At 50.1% G+C, this 18,421-nt stretch carries 17 protein-coding genes and 1 pseudogene; 4 read left to right on the top strand and 14 right to left on the bottom strand.

Features of this window, described 5'->3' with window-relative positions; all coding sequences use genetic code 11:
• Positions 1–665 precede the first annotated feature (665 nt).
• The 4 genes and pseudogenes from B5F17_RS15315 to ndk all read right to left on the bottom strand — a co-directional run.
• A pseudogene (locus B5F17_RS15315) lies at positions 666–1,136 on the bottom strand (YDG domain-containing protein); the annotation flags it as partial.
• 383 nt (positions 1,137–1,519) lie between these two features.
• Complete coding sequence (locus B5F17_RS08325; protein ID WP_087372897.1) at positions 1,520–3,178, bottom strand: solute:sodium symporter family transporter; 1,659 nt, start codon at positions 3,176–3,178, stop codon at positions 1,520–1,522.
• A 371-nt stretch (positions 3,179–3,549) separates the two neighbouring features.
• Positions 3,550–4,569 (bottom strand): LacI family DNA-binding transcriptional regulator, encoded by a 1,020-nt coding sequence (locus B5F17_RS08320; protein WP_087372894.1) that lies wholly within the window; start codon positions 4,567–4,569, stop codon positions 3,550–3,552.
• Positions 4,570–4,834: 265 nt separating this feature from the next.
• On the bottom strand, positions 4,835–5,239 hold the full coding sequence (ndk, locus tag B5F17_RS08315) for a nucleoside-diphosphate kinase (RefSeq protein WP_016147773.1): 405 nt from the start codon (positions 5,237–5,239) through the stop codon (positions 4,835–4,837).
• A gap of 193 nt (positions 5,240–5,432) precedes the next feature.
• On the opposite strand from ndk, the gene B5F17_RS08310 reads away from it, so the two are divergent.
• A complete protein-coding gene (locus B5F17_RS08310) occupies positions 5,433–5,900 on the top strand; it encodes a hypothetical protein (RefSeq protein WP_016147774.1) in 468 nt (155 codons plus the stop codon).
• Between the two features lie 52 nt (positions 5,901–5,952).
• Here B5F17_RS08310 and B5F17_RS08305 read toward each other — a convergent pair whose 3' ends face one another.
• The 5 genes from B5F17_RS08305 to B5F17_RS08285 all read right to left on the bottom strand — a co-directional run bounded on the left by B5F17_RS08305 (position 5,953) and on the right by B5F17_RS08285 (position 9,938).
• Positions 5,953–6,549, bottom strand: a complete 597-nt coding sequence (locus B5F17_RS08305; RefSeq protein WP_162608127.1) for a GNAT family N-acetyltransferase — start codon at positions 6,547–6,549, stop codon at positions 5,953–5,955.
• A 51-nt stretch (positions 6,550–6,600) separates the two neighbouring features.
• Complete coding sequence (locus tag B5F17_RS08300) at positions 6,601–6,837, bottom strand: DUF1653 domain-containing protein (protein WP_016147776.1); 237 nt, start codon at positions 6,835–6,837, stop codon at positions 6,601–6,603.
• 10 nt (positions 6,838–6,847) lie between these two features.
• Positions 6,848–8,071 carry a DNA polymerase IV gene (gene dinB, locus B5F17_RS08295; protein ID WP_087372891.1) on the bottom strand — a complete coding sequence of 408 codons (1,224 nt, stop codon included), beginning with the start codon at positions 8,069–8,071 and terminating at the stop codon, positions 6,848–6,850.
• Between the two features lie 116 nt (positions 8,072–8,187).
• Positions 8,188–9,495, bottom strand: coding sequence for an MATE family efflux transporter (locus tag B5F17_RS08290; RefSeq protein ID WP_087372889.1), 1,308 nt, complete (start codon positions 9,493–9,495; stop codon positions 8,188–8,190).
• The gene (locus tag B5F17_RS08285; protein WP_162608126.1) at positions 9,492–9,938 is read right to left on the bottom strand and encodes a MarR family winged helix-turn-helix transcriptional regulator; all 447 of its coding nucleotides are present in this window, start codon (positions 9,936–9,938) and stop codon (positions 9,492–9,494) included. The genes B5F17_RS08290 and B5F17_RS08285 overlap by 4 nt, the downstream gene beginning before the upstream one ends.
• A gap of 144 nt (positions 9,939–10,082) precedes the next feature.
• Between B5F17_RS08285 and B5F17_RS08280 the strand changes: the two genes are divergently transcribed.
• On the top strand, positions 10,083–11,258 hold the full coding sequence (locus tag B5F17_RS08280) for an alanyl-tRNA editing protein (RefSeq protein WP_087372885.1): 1,176 nt from the start codon (positions 10,083–10,085) through the stop codon (positions 11,256–11,258).
• Between the two features lie 323 nt (positions 11,259–11,581).
• Positions 11,582–12,079: a flavodoxin family protein BilS gene (gene bilS / locus B5F17_RS08275; RefSeq protein WP_087372882.1), complete on the top strand. Its 498-nt coding sequence runs from the start codon at positions 11,582–11,584 to the stop codon at positions 12,077–12,079.
• Positions 12,080–12,303: 224 nt separating this feature from the next.
• Here the strand turns inward: bilS and B5F17_RS08270 are convergent, their stop codons facing one another.
• The 5 genes from B5F17_RS08270 to B5F17_RS08250 form a co-directional block, all read right to left on the bottom strand.
• On the bottom strand, positions 12,304–14,028 hold the full coding sequence (locus B5F17_RS08270; protein WP_087372879.1) for an ABC transporter ATP-binding protein: 1,725 nt from the start codon (positions 14,026–14,028) through the stop codon (positions 12,304–12,306).
• Positions 14,029–14,350: 322 nt separating this feature from the next.
• Positions 14,351–14,743 carry a hypothetical protein gene (locus B5F17_RS08265; protein ID WP_087372877.1) on the bottom strand — a complete coding sequence of 131 codons (393 nt, stop codon included), beginning with the start codon at positions 14,741–14,743 and terminating at the stop codon, positions 14,351–14,353.
• Complete coding sequence (locus B5F17_RS08260) at positions 14,736–15,353, bottom strand: recombinase family protein (RefSeq protein ID WP_087372874.1); 618 nt, start codon at positions 15,351–15,353, stop codon at positions 14,736–14,738. The genes B5F17_RS08265 and B5F17_RS08260 overlap by 8 nt, the downstream gene beginning before the upstream one ends.
• 199 nt (positions 15,354–15,552) lie before the next feature.
• Positions 15,553–17,280 carry a hypothetical protein gene (locus B5F17_RS08255; protein ID WP_143287709.1) on the bottom strand — a complete coding sequence of 576 codons (1,728 nt, stop codon included), beginning with the start codon at positions 17,278–17,280 and terminating at the stop codon, positions 15,553–15,555.
• 128 nt (positions 17,281–17,408) lie between these two features.
• On the bottom strand, positions 17,409–17,687 hold the full coding sequence (locus tag B5F17_RS08250) for a hypothetical protein (RefSeq protein ID WP_087372869.1): 279 nt from the start codon (positions 17,685–17,687) through the stop codon (positions 17,409–17,411).
• Positions 17,688–18,168: 481 nt separating this feature from the next.
• On the opposite strand from B5F17_RS08250, the gene B5F17_RS08245 reads away from it, so the two are divergent.
• On the top strand, positions 18,169–18,411 hold the full coding sequence (locus B5F17_RS08245; protein ID WP_087372866.1) for a hypothetical protein: 243 nt from the start codon (positions 18,169–18,171) through the stop codon (positions 18,409–18,411).
• Positions 18,412–18,421: the final 10 nt, after the last annotated feature.

The following is an 18,421-nucleotide window of genomic DNA, read 5'->3' as shown; positions in this document are numbered from 1 at the left end:
TCCGGAGTCAATTCTTTTCCAGTGTAAACCTGTTCTGCAATAGACGTAATTGTAGCTTCCGTCATTGGCTTAGGATTGACAACCAATTCATAAGAAATATTCGCAGCTTCATAATCAGCATTTCCAGGAATTGCTGCAGAAATAGCAGTCTTACCAGCTTTAAGGATGGTAATCTTGCCCTGATTATCAATAGTTGCTACAGATTTATCCGAAGAATCATAGCTAATTACTGCAGAAGTATTACCCTTTGTTACTGTTACAGGATTTTCTACAGTTTTATCCTTTTCGTATACCTGTGAATCTGTTGTCTCAAAAGCTGCCTCTTGCTTGTCTAAGCCAGTTACATCACAAACGATCTCCACATCCGACTTAGCGATATAGTTAGAATTACTTGGCGTAAATGTGCCAGTTAACGTATATACACCTTTATCACTTTCAAAATTCTGGCCTGTTACTCTAAACTCATCCCTTTTCGAAACTTCCAGTCCAGAAAATGTACCAGCAACTGCTTCACCATCTACGCCTTTTGCCTTGACATTATCAGACAAATTCTTAGCCAAAGTGTTTAATGTAGTCCCCTGCTTTACAGTCTGCTTTGGAACTTCAAGAGTCACAGATGCTGCTGTAATATTTGCCTTGGTACCTGTTGGTAATGTTGCAGAAGTCAGCTCATACTTATTTGCCGCATCACCTGTGAGCGAAACTGTACCGGTTACGGCTTTATCTATACCTACATTTGCATCTTCGAACTGCGCAGATACAGTATAATCTGCGTCCTTGCTTAACGAAACGCCGTCAAAAGTTACTTGTGTAACAGTAGCATCTGTCTTTTTATCATAAACTTTATCCTCTACTGTTGCTGCACTTACCGAAATTTTCTTTTTCTCCACATTAACGGGAATATCTACAGTTGTTGTAGTATAACCGCTAGCAGTTACTGTCGCAGTTATAGTTCCACTTCCTGCTTTTAACGGTGTGACCTTACCATCGCTATAAGATAATACTTCTGTACTACCTTGTTTGACCGAATAAGCAATACTAGCCGATCCCGGTGCGCCAATAACTGCCGCCTTAAGCTTGGCATCCGAAATTTCTTCACCGTAAGCCACACTAATTTGCGTAGCCGAGAGACTCATTGCCTGGTCACCATTCTGGGTAGTCGAAGCCGACGGTACACTATCCCGCTCTCTCGCAAACGCCATCGGCGCACTGGTCGCCACCATCGCGACCGCCAGCCAGAAGGCGAGCGCACGTTTTGTATACGAACTCTTCATAGATCATTCCTCCTTCTTTGAGCTCGAAACGAAGGCGCGTCCCTTGCACACGCACTTCAAAAGTCTCTGTCTTGCTGTTATCCTTATTATAGGCGTATCCCTGGTCGGTGTCCAGCGAATTATGGTTAAAATTCAGTTAATATTTACAATTACACTCTCAAAATGCGTCTCATTTTGCAGCAAAAGACCCCACCGGGTTTTTCCCGGCAGGGTCTTTCGAGAGGTCAGAAAATCTGTATTTTTGCTTACGCACCCAGGCACAGCGGAGAGAAGATCACGTATGCCAGGCACATAATCGCCAGAACGAAGGCTGCAACGTACTTGCCGTTCTTCCACGGAGTCAGATCGACAGCCTGCGCATCGTGCAGGACGAAATCGGTCTCACGCGGATGTACCTTGACGATGATGCACATGATGATCATGTCAATGACAAACAGGAACGCGGTGAAGTACAGGTAGTGGGTGTTCTCGAGGAACGGGATCTGATAGCGCAGATAGAACTGCAGCAGGAAGTAGAGAACAACGTGGATCGGAATAACGATCTTTGCAGCGTTCGCCGGAACCTTCTTCCAGAAGAAGCCGCACAGCAGGCAGACAAACAGCGGGGTGTTGAATGCTGCGAATGCAGAGTTTACGGTCGTGGTGATACCGCCCATGTACATGAAGAACGGAGACATGACGGTCGAAATGATCGCAACGATGGTACCGAAGTTCTGGCCAACCTTTACCATGTGCGCGTCGGTTGCGTTCGGGTTGAACATCGGACGGTGAATGTCCAGCGCATAAATGGTGGAAGCGGAGTTTAGAATGGAGTTAAACGACGACAGGATTGCGCCGAACATAACAGCTGCGAAGAAGCCGAGCAGCCACTTGGGCATAACGTCTGCAACCAGCATCGGGTATGCAGTATCGCCGTTGCCCCAGTCGGTAACCTCGGTGTACAGCAGGCGTGCGATGACACCCGGTACAACGATGATCAGCGGGGTGAGGATCTTGAAGAAACCTGCCAGAACAGCACCCTTCTGTGCTTCCTTCAGGTTCTTTGCACCGAAGGTACGCTGGATGATGGACTGGTTGGTTGCCCAGAAGTACATGTTGTTGACCAGCAGACCGGTCAGCAGCAGCGGCCAGGGCAGGTAAGGCTCGTTGAGGTTGGGTGCGTCGATCGCGTTGAGCAGGGTCTTATCGGTGTTCAGGAATGCATCCAGACCTTCCATGAAGCCGCCGCCATGCGCTGCGCCCAGTGCGATCAGACCGAAGATCGGTACGAGCAGACCGCCGACGATCAGACCCAGGCCGTTGATCGAGTCAGAGACTGCGATCGCCTTCAGGCCGCCGAAGATCGCGTAAATGGAACCTGCGAATGCGGTTGCGACACAGACAGCAGCGATTGCCCAGAAACGAGCGGAACCTGCGTCCATACCGAACTGCGTAACAAAGACCTGATCGATGCCGAAGATGTTAACGAATACCTGTGCGCCGGCGTACAGTACGTTCGGCAGCATGATGATGATGTAAGAGAGCAGTACAATGAAGGAAACCAGACGGCGGGTACCTGCATCATAGCGCTGCTCGAAGAACTCCGGAACGGTGGTCAGACCGGTCTTGAGGTACTTCGGCATCAGTACGAATGCCAGGATAACCAACGCGATGGCCGAGGTAACTTCCCAGCCCATCGGGCTCATGCCGATTCGTACAGCCTGGCCGTTGTTGCCGACCAGCTGCTCTGCGGACAGGTTGGTCATGAGCAGAGAACCTGCGATTACCGGGCCGGTCAGTCCGCGACCTGCCAGATAATAACCATCCTGCGTGTCCAAATTGTCACCTCTGGTCTTCCACCAGGAGATGATTGCGACAAGCGCGGTGAAGGCCACGAATGTCACAGCTGTGAACATAAGATTCATGCTTTCATCCTCTTTCTACACACATTGTCCCGTCGGGCAAGGCGTCCCGTCCGGTCTTTTTGGTTCGTCCCGTGTGCACTCCCCAGTAACTGCACGGGACGAAAACAGGGGTTTCCTGTCGCCTTTTGGATGTTTTTGACCTGTCGTTCATGATTCGTTTACAATTCCGACATGTCTTATTCACAAGTTCAATTATATCCAGTTGTGCCCGTGAACGCAATAAAAAATCCATTTTTCACCATATTTTTAGATATTATCACAAATTTCCCAATTTCTTTTTGTGCAACTTATCTGCATTCTGCGTGCCCGTGAACAAATTGCATAAAAAACAGGACGCTCAAAAGCGAGCGTCCTGTGCATTTTGGTTGAATTTAGATGTTATAGCGAGTTTTTATGAGGATATCCGTGTACATTTGCGAGCATGTCGGCTGTTTTCCCTCGATCAGGTACTCATACAGCAGCTGCGGCGGCTGTGTTCCCTGCACACGGGCGTTCTGATCGATGACAAATTCGATCTTGTTCTCGGTCAGGTCGATGCGGTTCTGGGGTGTCAGGTCGTACGCGACCACGCGCACTTTGCGTCCCATCTTCTCAATTGCCTCGCACGCACCGTGCTGACCATGCGCTGTGACGTAAATCACGTCCAAGTCTTCATGCTCTTCCAGCGCACGCAGCGTCAGCTCATACGCATAATCATCGCGGTTAAAGCAGTGCTGCAAGGGTAAAAGCTGGATATCCGGTGCAATTTTTGCCATTTCCTCGGCAAAACTGACGTATCTTGCGCGGTGACCGTGGTTATTGGGATAGGCGGACAGGGTCAGCACCTTACCGCCTGCCGGCAGCATGGAGCGCACCAGACCGGCCGCTGTGCGTCCACCCTGTTCATTGTCCATGCCGACAAAGCACATCCGTCGGCTGCGCGGCGCATCACCGTTGACCGTAATGACTGGAATGCCCAGATCGACGACACGATCGAGCGCGGCATAGATTTCCGGGGAATCGCTGGGCGTGATCGCCAGACCCTTGATCCCTTCCTTGACCAGTGCCTCGATCGCGTCCAATTCCTGCTGTTCGCCCAGCGATTCCAGCTTGCGGATGACCACATCCAGCCCACGCGAGCGCAGCTTGGCTGCCGCCTCCTCTGCGCCCTCGGCCACGGTCTGCATGGTCGGTGTCTCTACCGATTGAATCAAAAATCCAATTTTTACGCTTACTTTTGCGCGTGCAAGCGCCCGTCCGGCCTGATTTGGTTCATATCCGAGTTCAGCCGCGATCTGCCGGACACGCGCCTCGACCTCCTCGTTGACGTGGCCGCGGTTGTTCATCACGCGGTCTACCGTACCGCGCGAGACCCCGGCCAGCTCGGCAATCTGCCGCAAGGTAACTGCCATTTGTTCTCTCCCTCTCAAATTTCACTTCTCTGATCTACCAAAAATGTGCCCGTGCACATAGAATGACAAACGCACAGTCTATCATTTTGTGCATAGTATGATATCACATGTCTTTTGCCTAGCATATCACAATTTTCGTACAAATGCAACCGAATTTGCCGCTCAAATGATAGGATAATCTTGTTTTTTGAGACTATGTGCAGGCACACAGAAACCGGACGGAACCGCAGTCCGCCCGGTCTGTTCCTCTGACTGTGTGTCTGTCTCAGCCGAAAAAGCGCTTGATCTCAATTTGTGCATTTTCGACCGAATCCGAGCCGTGAATGAGGTTTTCGGTCGTACAGTGGCCAAAATCTCCGCGGATTGTGCCCGCAGCAGCGTCCTCAAACTTGGTCGCGCCCATCAGAATGCGCATGCCGCGCACGGCGTTCTCGCCCTCGACCACCATCGCCAGCACCGGGCCGCGGGTCATATAGGCAACCGTGTCCGGGAAAAACGGCTGATCCACAATGTGTGCATAATGCTCACGCAGGATGGGCTCGTCCAGCGTAATCATCTTCATCTGTTCGATTCGGTAGCCCTTTCGCTCGATGCGGGACAGGATCTCACCGATCAATCCACGCTCCAATGCATCCGGTTTGAGCATAATATAGGTGCGCTCTCTTGCCATCTGTGTAACTTCCTCCTTTATTTTCCTGCCCCGCTTAGACGCATCATCTGCCCGGGACAGCTACATACTAACTAAATTATAACAGATGTTTTTAGATAATTTGTGAATTTTTTGTGTACGCATCTGCTTTTTATTTGACGTTTTCAACAAAGACATGTACAATAATTTCATAGAACTGATTGGAGGGTTCCTTATGGCATTGTTCGATAAACTCGATGACCTGCGCGGCAAAGCGACAGAAATGATGCAGACCGGCGTAGACAAAGCGACCGAGATGATGCAGGCAGGTGTTACCATCGCCAAGCTCAAGACCGACAACATCGCGGAAGAGGACGCAATGCGCCGTGCTTATCTCGCCATTGGCAAGATGTACTTTGAACTGTACGGCGAATCCCCTGACCCGGCTTTCGCGACCGAATGTGACCGCATCCGCGCATGCAAGCGCCGCATTGCAGAAAATAACCTGCGTCTGGCCGAGATGAAGGATACACCGGAGCCGCCGGTTCCGCCCGCTCCCCCGGAGCCGCACCCCGTGCCCGAGGACGAACCGGTCCCGTTCGAGGCCGAAGAAGCGATCATCCCCGACGAAGACCCCACCTATACCGAACCCGAACCCGTTCCCTTTGAAGAGGAAGAAATCGCGGTCGATGAGCTCAAATAAACACAGCAGCCCCGCTAGGTCAGCCGATCCAGCGGGGCATTTTTGTGTAAAACTACGTTTTTGCGCGTGGTGAACCGCTATGATAAATCATGCAATATTCTGCATAGGGCATCTGCGGGCTGGTATGGGTCTCGGTCAGGACAAAGCCGAAATGCTCGTACAAAGCCACGTTATCTTGGGTAAATGTCTCAAGGACGACGTCCACTCCCTGCTCCTTGGCACGATCCAGCACAGGCTGGATGAGCGCACGACACACCCCCGTGCCCTTGGCCTGCCGTGCAACCGCAAGCTGGCTGATGTGGTAAGCTTTTTCGGTGTATTTCCGGTGCCAGTTGACCGCGTGGATTTGAGCAATGCGTCGATTGCGTGCCAGCAGCAAACGACGATCATGAGTCGGAAGGTGTAGCACATCCCACCCCACTTGCCCTGCACAGATCAGCTGAGCCAGAGGATTCTCCGATTCAGGACCATCCACTCCCAGCAAACCGCTCATATGGTCGTCATATAGCCATACTTCATGCTGCGTACAGTAAAACGTCATCTCTCGCCGCGTCATCCGCAGCAGCACCTCACGCGGTGCCTGCATGCCCTCGCGCAGGAATACAAAATGCTCGGTCTGCCAAAATCGATCGACCAAGAATTCTGCCATCGCTGGCACATCGGCGCGCCGTGCCTTTCTCATCACTGTCACCTCTCCTGTTCATCTGGGGTCTTCCACCAGCTCAAATCGGTATTTTTGGTTCACTTCCGGGTACTTTTCGTGGTCAACTTCGCTTGCAAACATGTCGTAGGGACGCACATAGAAGCCGTAGTCGCCGTACAGCGCCTGATAGACCACCATATCCTCGCCGGTCTCCGAGTGGCGCGCAATCAGCACGACCTGATACAGCTTGTTCTTAAAATGACGGTACCGCCGTCCCGGGTAAATGGTTCTCATAAGGTTCCTCCTAGTCATGATCGTGGGGATGGAAGCCGGACAGCTTGGGGTCGAGCAGTTCGGTGCCGCGCCGCACTGCTGCCGACCCATAGCGGTCTTTCAGACCGTCCATCGCCCGCTCAATGCGCTCAAATTTGTCTCGTTTTTCTGCGGTTCCGTCCAAATCCAGCTGTAAACTCACCTGATCGGCTGGTACCAGATCGCCTGCTGTCACGCCCAGCGTGCGGATGGGCAGCTTCCACTTGTAATGCCGCGCGAGCAGCCCACGGGCATGCTCCATCAGTTCGCGTGCCAGCCAGGTCGGCGGCGTGAGCTGGCACTGTCGGGTGTGCGTGACCAGCTGGATATCGCGGATATACAGCGACACGCTGCCCGCGCACATGCCGTGCCGCCGCAGGCGGTGGGCAACGTTCTCACACAGCGGCCACAGCACCAGATCGGCATCGGCCGGGGTTCGGATATCGCGCGGCGCGGTGATCATGTTGCCGATAGATTTGGCCTGTTCGCGATTGACGTACTCGGCAACCGGAGTCTCATCCCGTCCGTTGGCGTAATCGTGCAGGGTCGGCCCCATGCGTCCGAGCAGCATTTGCAGGGCTGCCGGGTCAGCTGCCGCCAGCTCGCCGATGGTATGGATACCGATGCCCGCGAGCTTGGCTGCGGTCGCCTTGCCCACGTACAGCAGGTTGCCCACCGGCTGCGGCCAGACCAGTTCCCGATAGTTTTCGCGGGAAAAGATGGTCACGGCGTCCGGCTTCTTGTAATCGCTGCCCAGTTTGGCAAAGATTTTGTTGAACGATACGCCGATGGATACCGTCAGTCCCAGTTCCTCTTTGACCCGCGTGCGGATGGTCTGGGCAATGGTCTCCCCGTCTCCGAACAGTTCCCGACTGCCGGTCACGTCCAGAAAGGCTTCGTCCAAGCTCATCGGCTCAATCTGGCTGGTGTAGTCCAGATAAATCTGGCGTACCGCCTGAGAAAACCGGTGGTACTCGTCGAAATGTGTGGGCACGATGACCAGATCGGGACACTTGCGCCGCGCCGACCACAGCGTTTCCGCCGTGCGGATGCCGTACTGCTTGGCCAGCGGATTGGCTGCCAGCACGATGCCGTGTCGCGCCTGCTCATCGCCGCCCACGGCGACCGGCTTGTCTGCGAGGGTCGGGTTATTGCGAATCTCCACCGAAGCGTAAAACGAGTTCAAATCACTGTGTAAAATGGTGCGATCGGCCATCTGCCTTCCCTCCTGTCCGGATTTTATGCATCTATCATACCATATCAGGGTGCGGGATGCAAAAGAAAAATCGCACAGGTGTTCGGAAATTCCTGTGCGATTTGGCAGATCCTATGTTAACTGGCAGTTGCAATGGAGGACGGACGGCGGTGCGCCATTGCGCGCAAAGCGAGCGCCAGTCCTGCCATAATGAGCTGTTCGAGCGGAATGGCCGCCCAGACACCGTTGACGCCCATGAAGAGCGGCAGGATGAGAAGCAGCAGCACAATCATCACCGGTTCCCCGTAAACCAGAATATAGGCGTAGGTATTATAGCCGGTCGAATAGAAATAGGCGATTGTGACACGGATGACCGCGATACCCAGATAGCCGACGGCGATGATGCACAGGATGTATGCAATCATCTGTGCGGTGTCGGTCGATGCGCCGAAGATCACTGGGAACCAGTCGCGTCCAACGATGGTCAGCGTACCAAACGCAACCGCTGCGCCCAGCGCGATGGTGTACGCGGTCTTGCAGATAAAGCGCACATCCTTGATGCGTCCCTCACCCAGATACAGACTCATGGTCGGCTGGCTGCCATCGCCCACGCCCTGCAAGATCAGCTGAATGACCACCGCGACGTAGCTGACCACGGCATAGGCTGCAACGGCGCGCTCACCGCCGTAGCGCACGGCGCCGAGGTTCACAAACATAATGACCAGATTGGGCGACATGGTCAATCCGAATGGCGACAGACCGGTCGCAAGCGTGCGTCCCACCGCCCAGCGCGTCGGGCGGAGCTGACTGCGCGGAACGTGACGTTCGGTGAAGATGAGCACGATGAGGCACAGAAGCGCGGTCACGCCCTGACCGATGATGGTCGCAAGCCCCGCACCGTACATGCCCCAGCCCAGCACGCCAATCATGGTGGCATCGAGCACGATGTTGGTGACAAAACCTGCCATCATGGCGCACATAGCAAAGAGCGAGCGTCCAAGATTGCGGAAAATGGGTGCAAGACCGGTGGAAAAGACCTGAAAAAACGTGCCCAGAATGATGACCTGAATGTATTCCAGACCGCGGTCATAGACCGCACCCGTCGCACCGAACAGGCGCAGCAAGGTCGGATGGGCAAACCACAAACCAACCAATAGCAGAACACTGGACAGGGCGAGCATGCACACGGTTGTTCCAAGATAGTGCTGACGCTCTTCTTCCTCTCCGCGTCCGAGACAGATGGACATGTGAATGGAACCGCCCATACCAATGCCCGTTCCGACCGCTTGCAGCAAAGCGGTCATGGGATAGGCGATATTGATACCCGCAAGACCACTGTCACCAATATACTGCCCGACAAAAAAGCCGTCTACGATGGCATAGACACCGGAAAATGCAAACGCGAGCACAGCAGGCAGCATGCTGCGCAGGTAGGCTTTCATCATACGCTGTCTTCCTCCTCAAATCCTGTACGTAATGCATCAATAAGCTGTTTATAGGTACGCAGCATGACCGCGCGATCAGCGGGTGCAAGCTGTCTCATCGCCTTGCCCTCCCACTCATACATCGGTGCGACCTGTGTCTTGGCATACGCCAATCCGGATTCGGTCAGCCGTAATACCTTGGTGCGCTTATCCTCGGGTGACGGATGGCGCTCAAGATAGCCCTCTTTGACCAATCCGTCCACAATGGTGTGGATGGTCTGCTTGGGCAGATAGAGCCGATCCTGCAAACTGCGCAGCGTACACCCGGTCTTCTGCTGAAACCACAGCGCTTCCAGCACGGTCAGCCGATGGATGGACACCCCATGCGCACGACACCAGTCGGCATATACCTGATTGAGCTCACACCAGAGCTCATAATGTTCCATTACCTCTTCGTGCAGCATCACGCTTGTCCTCCTTATTTCGTCCGATTTCGGACTAATTCTATCATGTCCATCTGTCGCTGTCAATCGCTGTCTGCTTCTGGTTTTTGCGGCCATTTTCTGGTATACTGAAAGCATAAAAAGACTACGATAAGAGGGATACCCATGCAGGATGCACGCTATTATCATCACCCCGACGAGCGCAGCTTTGACGCGACCGTGACCGGGTGCCGCGCCTATAAGGACGGTTTGTTTGCCGTCACGCTGTCCGACACCCTATTCTACCCCGAAGGCGGCGGTCAGCCGGGCGATACCGGAACGCTTTCAGGCGTTCGTGTGACCGACACCCGCCTGTCCGGGGACGAAATCATTCATGTATGCGAGGCAGAACTGCCCGTCGGACAGACCGTACACGGTGAACTGGACTGGGAACGCCGGTTCCGGCACATGCAGTGCCACACGGGCGAGCACATTTTTTCGGGCATCGCGCACGAATTGTACGGCTGCAATAACGTGGGCTTTCACCTGAGCCGGGACTGTGTGACCATCGACTTTGACCGGGTTTTAACCCCCGAACAGCTGGCAGAGGTCGAACGACAGACCAACGAAGCGGTCTTTGCCGATGTGCCGACGATTATTTCCTACCCGGACGCAGACACGCTGCGCACACTGGATTACCGCAGTAAGAAAGAACTGACCGGCATGGTGCGCATCGTGGAAACCGGTGGACGGGATGTTTGCGCCTGCTGCGGCCTGCACGTCGCACGCAGCGGTATGGTCGGCTGCGTCAAGGTCGGCACCCAGACACCCCACCGCGGCGGTATCCGTCTGACTCTGCTCATCGGCTGGGATGCTGTGCGCGATTACGACCAAAAACAGAAGAGTGTCACCGAGATTTCGCACATCTTGTCAGCCAAGCCGCACGAGGTCGCACAGGCAGTCGAACTCATGGCATCGCGCAATGACCGCTATAAGGCTGAGGTCATTGCCCTGCATGAACAGATTTTCCGACTTAAAGCCGCATTATTGCCTAGTAATCAGGATCGGCTGTGGAGCTTTGCCGAGAACCTGTCTCCGGTTCAGATTCGCCAGTTTGCCGATATTCTGGCCAAACAGACCGGATGGGCAGCGGTATTCAGTGAGGCGCCGAACGGCGGATATCAGTACGCAATTTGCAGCCATAACGTGGACGTTCACCCCATCTGTAAGGAACTCAATCAGGCGCTGAACGGTCATGGCGGTGGCAAGCCTGCCGTCGTTCAAGGCGCTGTTCAAGCATCCCAGAGCCAAATCGAAACCTTCTGCCGGAATCTCTCGATTGATCTCCGCACCCAACACTAAAGTTTGGATCAAACCTTTTCAAAGGTTTGCAGGTTCTCAGGGCAGAGCCCTGAGTCGCCGTCCGCAGACGGCGAAATCCCCTTTTGATTTTCCCGTCCCCCGCAAGGGAAAATCAACTAAAACAAAAATGAAAACGCGACGCGCACGTCGCGTCATCCCCCGCGGCCATTGGCCGCTCATCAAAACCGTTTCCACTTTGGAAACGGTTTTTTCTCCCTCAATTCCCCCACCACGCACAAATCCTTTACAAATTGTGCCTTGATTTCCATATTTGTTTCTGCTATACTGTTTCAATCATAAAATCGATCAAGGAGAGAATTTGTATGAAAATCGCCATTTTATACGATAGCGCAACCGGAAATACCGCTTATTTGGCCGAAGCCCTGCACAAGGCTTACCCGGACGCTGTGCTGTGCACACCGGATACCTGCGCAGTGACTGACGCTGACTGCGTCCTGCTCGGCTTCTGGACGGACAAGGGCACCTGCTCGGACAAGCTCAAGGCTGTCCTGCCCCAGCTCGCCGGAAAGCAGGTATTCCTGTTCGGAACGGCTGGTTTCGGTGCATCCGACAGCTATTTCTCCCAGCTCATCGACCGCGTCAAGGCTGAACTGCCGGCTGACTGTCAGGTGATGGGCTGGTACATGTGTGCCGGTCGCATGGGCGAGGGTGTTCGCCGTCGCTATGAGCAGATGTGTGAGAACCCAGAGACCCGTGAAAAGGGTGAAATGCTGCTGCGCAACTTTGAGGCAGCGGCGGCGCATCCGAATGCGGATGATGCGACGGCGCTGGTAGAGCGCTGCCGGGCTGCGCTTGGGTAATGAAATATGTAATAAAGAAATACCGCTTGGAAACAAGCGGTATTTTTTGTATTGCGCGTCTGCGGACGCGCTTTTTTATTATTTTTTAGTTGAAACCCGGGGCGGACACCGGGTTTCAAAAGGGGAATTTCGCCGTCTGCGGACGGCGACGCAGGGCTCTGCCCTGAGAACCCGCAGCCTTTCGAGAAAGGCTGGCGAAAGCTTCCATATGGGTGCGGTGGTGATTACTGCATTTCGTAATAATGCGCGTAAATGCCATCCTTTTCGAGCAATTCATCATGGGTACCACGTTCCGCGATGCCATTATCCGCGACCACCAGAATTTCGTCCGCGCCGCGAATAGTCGACAAACGGTGTGCAATGGTAATCGTGGTACGATTCTTGGCCAGCTCGGTCAGGCTCTGCTGAATCCATCTCTCACTCTCGTTATCGAGTGCGCTGGTCGCCTCGTCCAGAATGAGGATGGGCGGATTTTTGAGGAACACACGCGCAATCGAAATACGCTGTTTCTGACCGCCCGACAGGCGTGTACCGCGCTCTCCCACGAAGGTATCGTAACCATCCGGCAGGCTCTGGATAAAGTCGTGAATGTTTGCCTTACGGGCAGCGTCCACGATCTCTTCCATACTCGCACCCGGTTTACCATAAGCGATGTTTTCGCCAATCGTACCACAGAACAGATACACGTCCTGCTGGACAATACCAATCTGGCTGCGCAGGCTTTCCAGTGTCAGTTCGCGCACGTCCTGACCGTCAATCGTGACTCTGCCGCCGGTGACATCATAAAAGCGCGGCAGCAGCGAGCAGATGGTGGTCTTACCGCTGCCCGAGGGGCCAACCAGTGCGATGGACTTTCCGGCCGGGATGGTAAACGACACATCGGTCAGCACCGGCGTATCGTCATCGCTGTAATGGAAGGATACATTCTCGTAGCACACCGTACCGCGCACGTTTTCCAACGGCTTTGCGTTCGGTGCGTCCTCGATGTCGGGTTCGGTGTCCATGACCGCGCGGAATCGACGGAAACCGGACAGACCCTTCTGCATCATCTCGGTCAGCTCGACCAAAATCTGAATGGGGCTGATGAAAATACCGATGTACAGGGCGTACATGGCAAGGTCGGAAGCCTGCATCTGTCCCTTGGCAATCAGGTAACCGCCAAACACCAGCGTAACCAGATACATCATGCCCTGGAAGAACAGATTGCTGCTCATAAATCCGCCCATGCAGCGGTAATTTGCCTGCTTGGAGGTCAAAAAGGCATGATTGCTCTGGCGGAACTTATCGCGCTCGATGTTCTCGTTTGCAAACGACTGCACGACGCGAATGCCGGACAGGGTATCCTGCAAGCTGGCGTTGACATCACCAATCTTGCGTCGGTTGTCCAGAAAAGTCTCCTGCATACGGCGATTCTGGCGCAAGGAGAAAGCAAACATGAGCACGACAAGAATGATCAGCGGGATGGCAAGCCGCCAGTTAATCAGGAACAGGAATACAAATGAGCCGATGATCTTAACAAGCGAAATAAACAGGTTTTCCGGGCCGTGGTGGGCAAACTCCGAGATGTCGAACAGGTCGGACACCAGTTTACTCATCATCTGACCGGAATTATTCTGATCATAATAGGAGAACGACAGCTTCTGATAGTGGTCAAACAGCTGCTGACGCATGTCGCGCTCCATATTCGCGCCCATCATGTGACCCTGATAGCTGACGTAATATTTGCACGCACTCTGCACAACATACATCAAAAACAGGCCGATGCCGATGGGCATGAGCGCCTTGAGAATAACCGCACCCGGCTGGGTAAACAGCGTACCGGTCAGCGTGCGCAGGATCTGCGGATAAGCCAGGTCAATGAGGCTGATGACCATCGCGCAGATGAGGTCAAAGAAAAAGACCGCGCGATAGGGTTTATAGTATCGGATAAATGATTTTAAAGTATCCACGCAAAAACTCCTTTCGGTAATTTGGTTGCAAAACGCAGCAAAACAGCCTCTCTTGCTCGTGCAAAAGAGGCTGAAAGCGCGTCGTTTCCGGACGGATACGATTCTTAGCCCTCGTACTCGTCTTCGTTTTCCCAGTTGTGCCAAACAGACTGTACGTCGTCAACCAGAGGGCACGCCCTCTGGAAGGAGAACTGATTTTGCTTTATAAATCAAGCATTTTCAAGGCTTACGCTATCCTAAAATTGCTATACTGTATTTTTAGTATGTCATAATGGAAATGATCAGATAAAGCATAACATATTTTGTCGTAGAGAGCAAGATATTATTTCTCTTGCTCTATCTTGTTCTTGAATTTTGCACTTCCGTGTCCAGTATGCTCTGATAGTTTCTGTTTGCATTCATGGGAAACTTCACCTGTTGTTAAATCCGTTACCACTTCTTCGTACCAGTCATTTTCTCTATCAATCAGTTTATATCGTCTGACTGGTGTACCATTATCACCTCTGACTGTTTTCTTGTTTGTCCATTCCCAAATATTCTTCTTCTTTCCTGTCAAGTGTGGCTTTTTCCCTCTCATTTCTGTTACTTCAAACGGAATATCCAGAGTTGACTTTACAGAAAAATATATTTCTTTCTTCTTTGAACCACATTTCGGACAGGAGTCTAATTCATCCGTGTAAATACTGCCGCAATCTCTGCACACAACTTCATTCATTGTATCTGCCCTCCATCATACCGACTAACTTATAAAAACTAGTACGCTTTGTCCCCGTCTGCTCCATAGCAACCTTTGCGGTAATCTCTCCTGCTTTCCAAGAGCGGTAAATCTCATTCCAATTCGCAGGAAATGTAATTGCCGGACGACCTAGCTTTTTTCCCTTTTGCTTTGCTGCCTCAATTCCCTCAGCTTGCCTTTTGCGGATGGTCGCACGCTCTTGTTCAGCAATCGTACCTAACACTTCAATCAGAATATTGTTAACCATTTCAAAAACCCACTCCTGCCCCTCAGGTAAATCCATCATCGTTGTCGGCAGGTCAATCACTTTCAAGCGAATACCGTTTTCTTTGAAATAGCGCAATTCATTGTAAATATCTGCTTTATTGCGGCTTAATCGATCAAGTGACTTTACAACAAGGGTATCTCCACGCCGCAGCATGGCATTTTTAAGCGCTTGATACCCTGTTCTCTCTAGGTCTTTACCACTTTCCTTATCGGTGATAATCTCCCGCTCGCTTGCTCCAAGAGTCTTGAAAGCAGCAATCTGACGATCAAGGTTTTGTTCCTTACTTGATACTCTGGCATAATAGTAGGTACGGCTGTCCATGTTCGCATCCCCCTTTGTTCATCTGTTCATATTGTATCATTTATATTCGTAAAAATCAATATATTTACGAATATATTTGTAAATCATTTTTCATGTTTTGCGAACAATAAATAAGTGCTGTTTTTCTATATTTGCAAATGTGTACCTTTGCGAACAAATAAAAATGGAGCGGACTTACGCCCGCTCTCATGATATTATTTTAAGCTCGCTTATACTCACACTCAAACGTAGAGCCATCCAAGAATGTAAGCACAATATGCAGTCTGCCCTGTTCTGTTAAAACCACATCAACATCGCTTTTCCCAGATAGTGTTATTAGTCTTCCCCAAAACTCAATTCGATTGTTAGTGTCATCGTTAATATACGTAGCATAATCAAATGATATTGGTGTACCATTGATGTAAATTGTAAGTGTTCTATCCCACCCCCACCACTGGTCTACCGGCTTTCTGCTCATATCAGTTTTGATAATTGAGCAATTTCCACCATTGGAGGAAATCATGCTCAATGCTCGTGCATCACCAGACACATATTCCCATTGAGTATTGCAAAACTGCTCATAAATATAGACCGATTTTTCAAAGCTAGCTAACCGTTTTGCATACTGATTTGTATCAAATATCTTGCGTGCTGCTTCTATATCATCATCTGTTACTTCTTCAACATAAAATACTTCATCAATTGCATCCATTTCGACTTTTAATTGTTGGGCCATTTGAATGCTATCTTCATATCCCTCCGCAATAGAAAAATACTCCAAAATTGTGTTATAATCATCCAAAGTTCCAGTATCATTTAAAATTGAGAGCGCAGTATCATACGCTGTTTTTTTTATTTCATCTACCTGCTCCTCACTATTTTTATAATTTCCAAGTGCTTCGAATCCAGCGATAGCCGTTTTATATTCCTCCAATCGGGCGGGATGAAATGTTTCGGAATTGGCGGAAATTTCATGTTGCATTGCTTCGTTATACGCAGCTTCCTTTTGAGAATTATTTAATGCAAAATGCGCACCTATTGCGGCAACAATCGCTATAACTGCAATAATAATTGTATTTCTGATTCTCTTTACTTTTTTTACTGCAGCCTTTTGTTCAGCCTCTATACGCGCTTGATTTGCCATCTCTATGCATTTCTGTTGCATAGACTCTGCATCTTTATAGCCTAAAATCTTTATAAAACTTGCTGCTGCCTCTTTGAACGCAGATTCTGTTGTCGCATTCTTCATGCGATTACAAGCGCTAACATAGATGCCTTGTAGCCGTTCATTCTCGTTGCGATCTTTGATATGCTCAATACAGCTGCTCAAAACTTGCTTTACTGATTCGTCTGCGTAGCGCATCACCTTTTGGTAATTTACTTTTCCGTCAAAGGGTTCTGCCTTGTCTTTAAGCTCCTCTTGATGTTGTACACGAAGCTCGGCCATCAATTTGTAAAGATAAGCCGTTCCGTTCTCTGGTTCGGTATCCAAGACATAGTCGCAATACGCATTAGCACTTGCCCAATCCTTGTCCTCTAATAACAGCTTAGCTCGCGTTAGTAGATTCTCTGTTGTTGCGTTGCTATTGATAGCAATCTGTGCCTTCGAGAAACTTTCTTGCGTCTTGTATTTTTCCAATTCCTCTTCCGAAATGTCTTCACAGTCTAGAGAATGACATTGAGGACATTGGTTTCTATTAACACGCTTACGATCAATATTTTCACTTCTATCAGCAAAATACTTTCTATGGAACACCGTACCACCAAACGCACTTGCAATCTGCCCAACTGCGTTAATACCACCCATAAGATTGTTTGCTGCATCTTGTTTTAAGTCATCGTCAGTATAGCACCAAATTTTTCCACATACCTTACATCTTTTTCTATACTCCATACTCTCACTCTCTACGGTTAAGTACATATCCCGCCACACTAACAACTGCTTCATACTCACATGTATAACGGGAAACAGTGTTCAGGCTTTGTCCCATTTTTTGCTACAACTTTGAACGATCTAAACTTCTAAATATGGCTACCATATCAATTCTTTTTTGATTTGTGTAGCACGTACAGGCATTATTTAACTCCTGCTTTCTTAGCTTCTTCCTCCAGAATTTTCTTGGCGGTTCCGGGAGAGATAGTCTTTTTCCCTCTTGCGACCTTTGCATTGCTCTGAGTAATCAAACGATTATCAGTATCAGCCATAGCGGTTTCATAGGATTTTTTGATACGGTCAAGGGCTTTCACGGGCTTTGCACCGTATTTTTCAAGACGCTCATTGTCCTCTGCGATTTTCTTGAAGAAGTTGTCCGGGATGATGATAATGTCCCGCTCCAGATCGATGGTCACACGCATTTTAAATACCTCCCAATAAAACACATAAATTCGTCAAAATTAACATTTTTATACACTTCATCTTACACCTGTATATATATATATATATATATAGTCAATAGATCTATGGAAATAATGAATTTTCTCCGATTTTATCCAAATACATAGAAATTGGGTCAATTTAACTGCATTTCAATAAATTTTATTAAAATATAGTTAAATTTAATATATTTTATTGTACTCTTGTAAAATATCGCAAATTTTATTGTAACAATGACGGATAAAACAAAAATCTGCTCCATAAGAGCAGCCTCCACACTTTTCTGCTATCCCACCCCAAAGTTTTTATATTCCCAATATATACCCCCTATACCCGCTCGAAAGCATACAGGCTTTCTATATAGCGATCCTTTTTGTTTTTATATAAAAAATATTATAAAATATATATAGAAAGTAAGAAAAATATGCTTTCTGATATTATTTATATTAAGGAGATGTGAAATTGTACAAGTATCATAATAACGACTTTTTCAATTACTTAACCAAAGGGTTAGACAATAAACTACAAGCACAACTGAACTATATGTATTCCCGCGCTCGTATGGCAGATGAATTGAATCGTCGTCGTGAAATAGAGCAGATGAAAAAGGAAATCACAGAAGACGTAATGTCTCGCATCAATATCCGTTTGGAGGATGAAGCATTGAAGAAGTTACAGGATATGCTGAATGATCTTGGAAAATAAGGAGGATACC

Source organism: Butyricicoccus pullicaecorum (assembly GCF_002160355.1).
Lineage (GTDB): Bacteria > Bacillota > Clostridia > Oscillospirales > Butyricicoccaceae > Butyricicoccus > Butyricicoccus pullicaecorum.
Note: the sequence above shows the minus strand (reverse complement) of the source record. Positions and strands in the feature narration are given on the sequence as shown.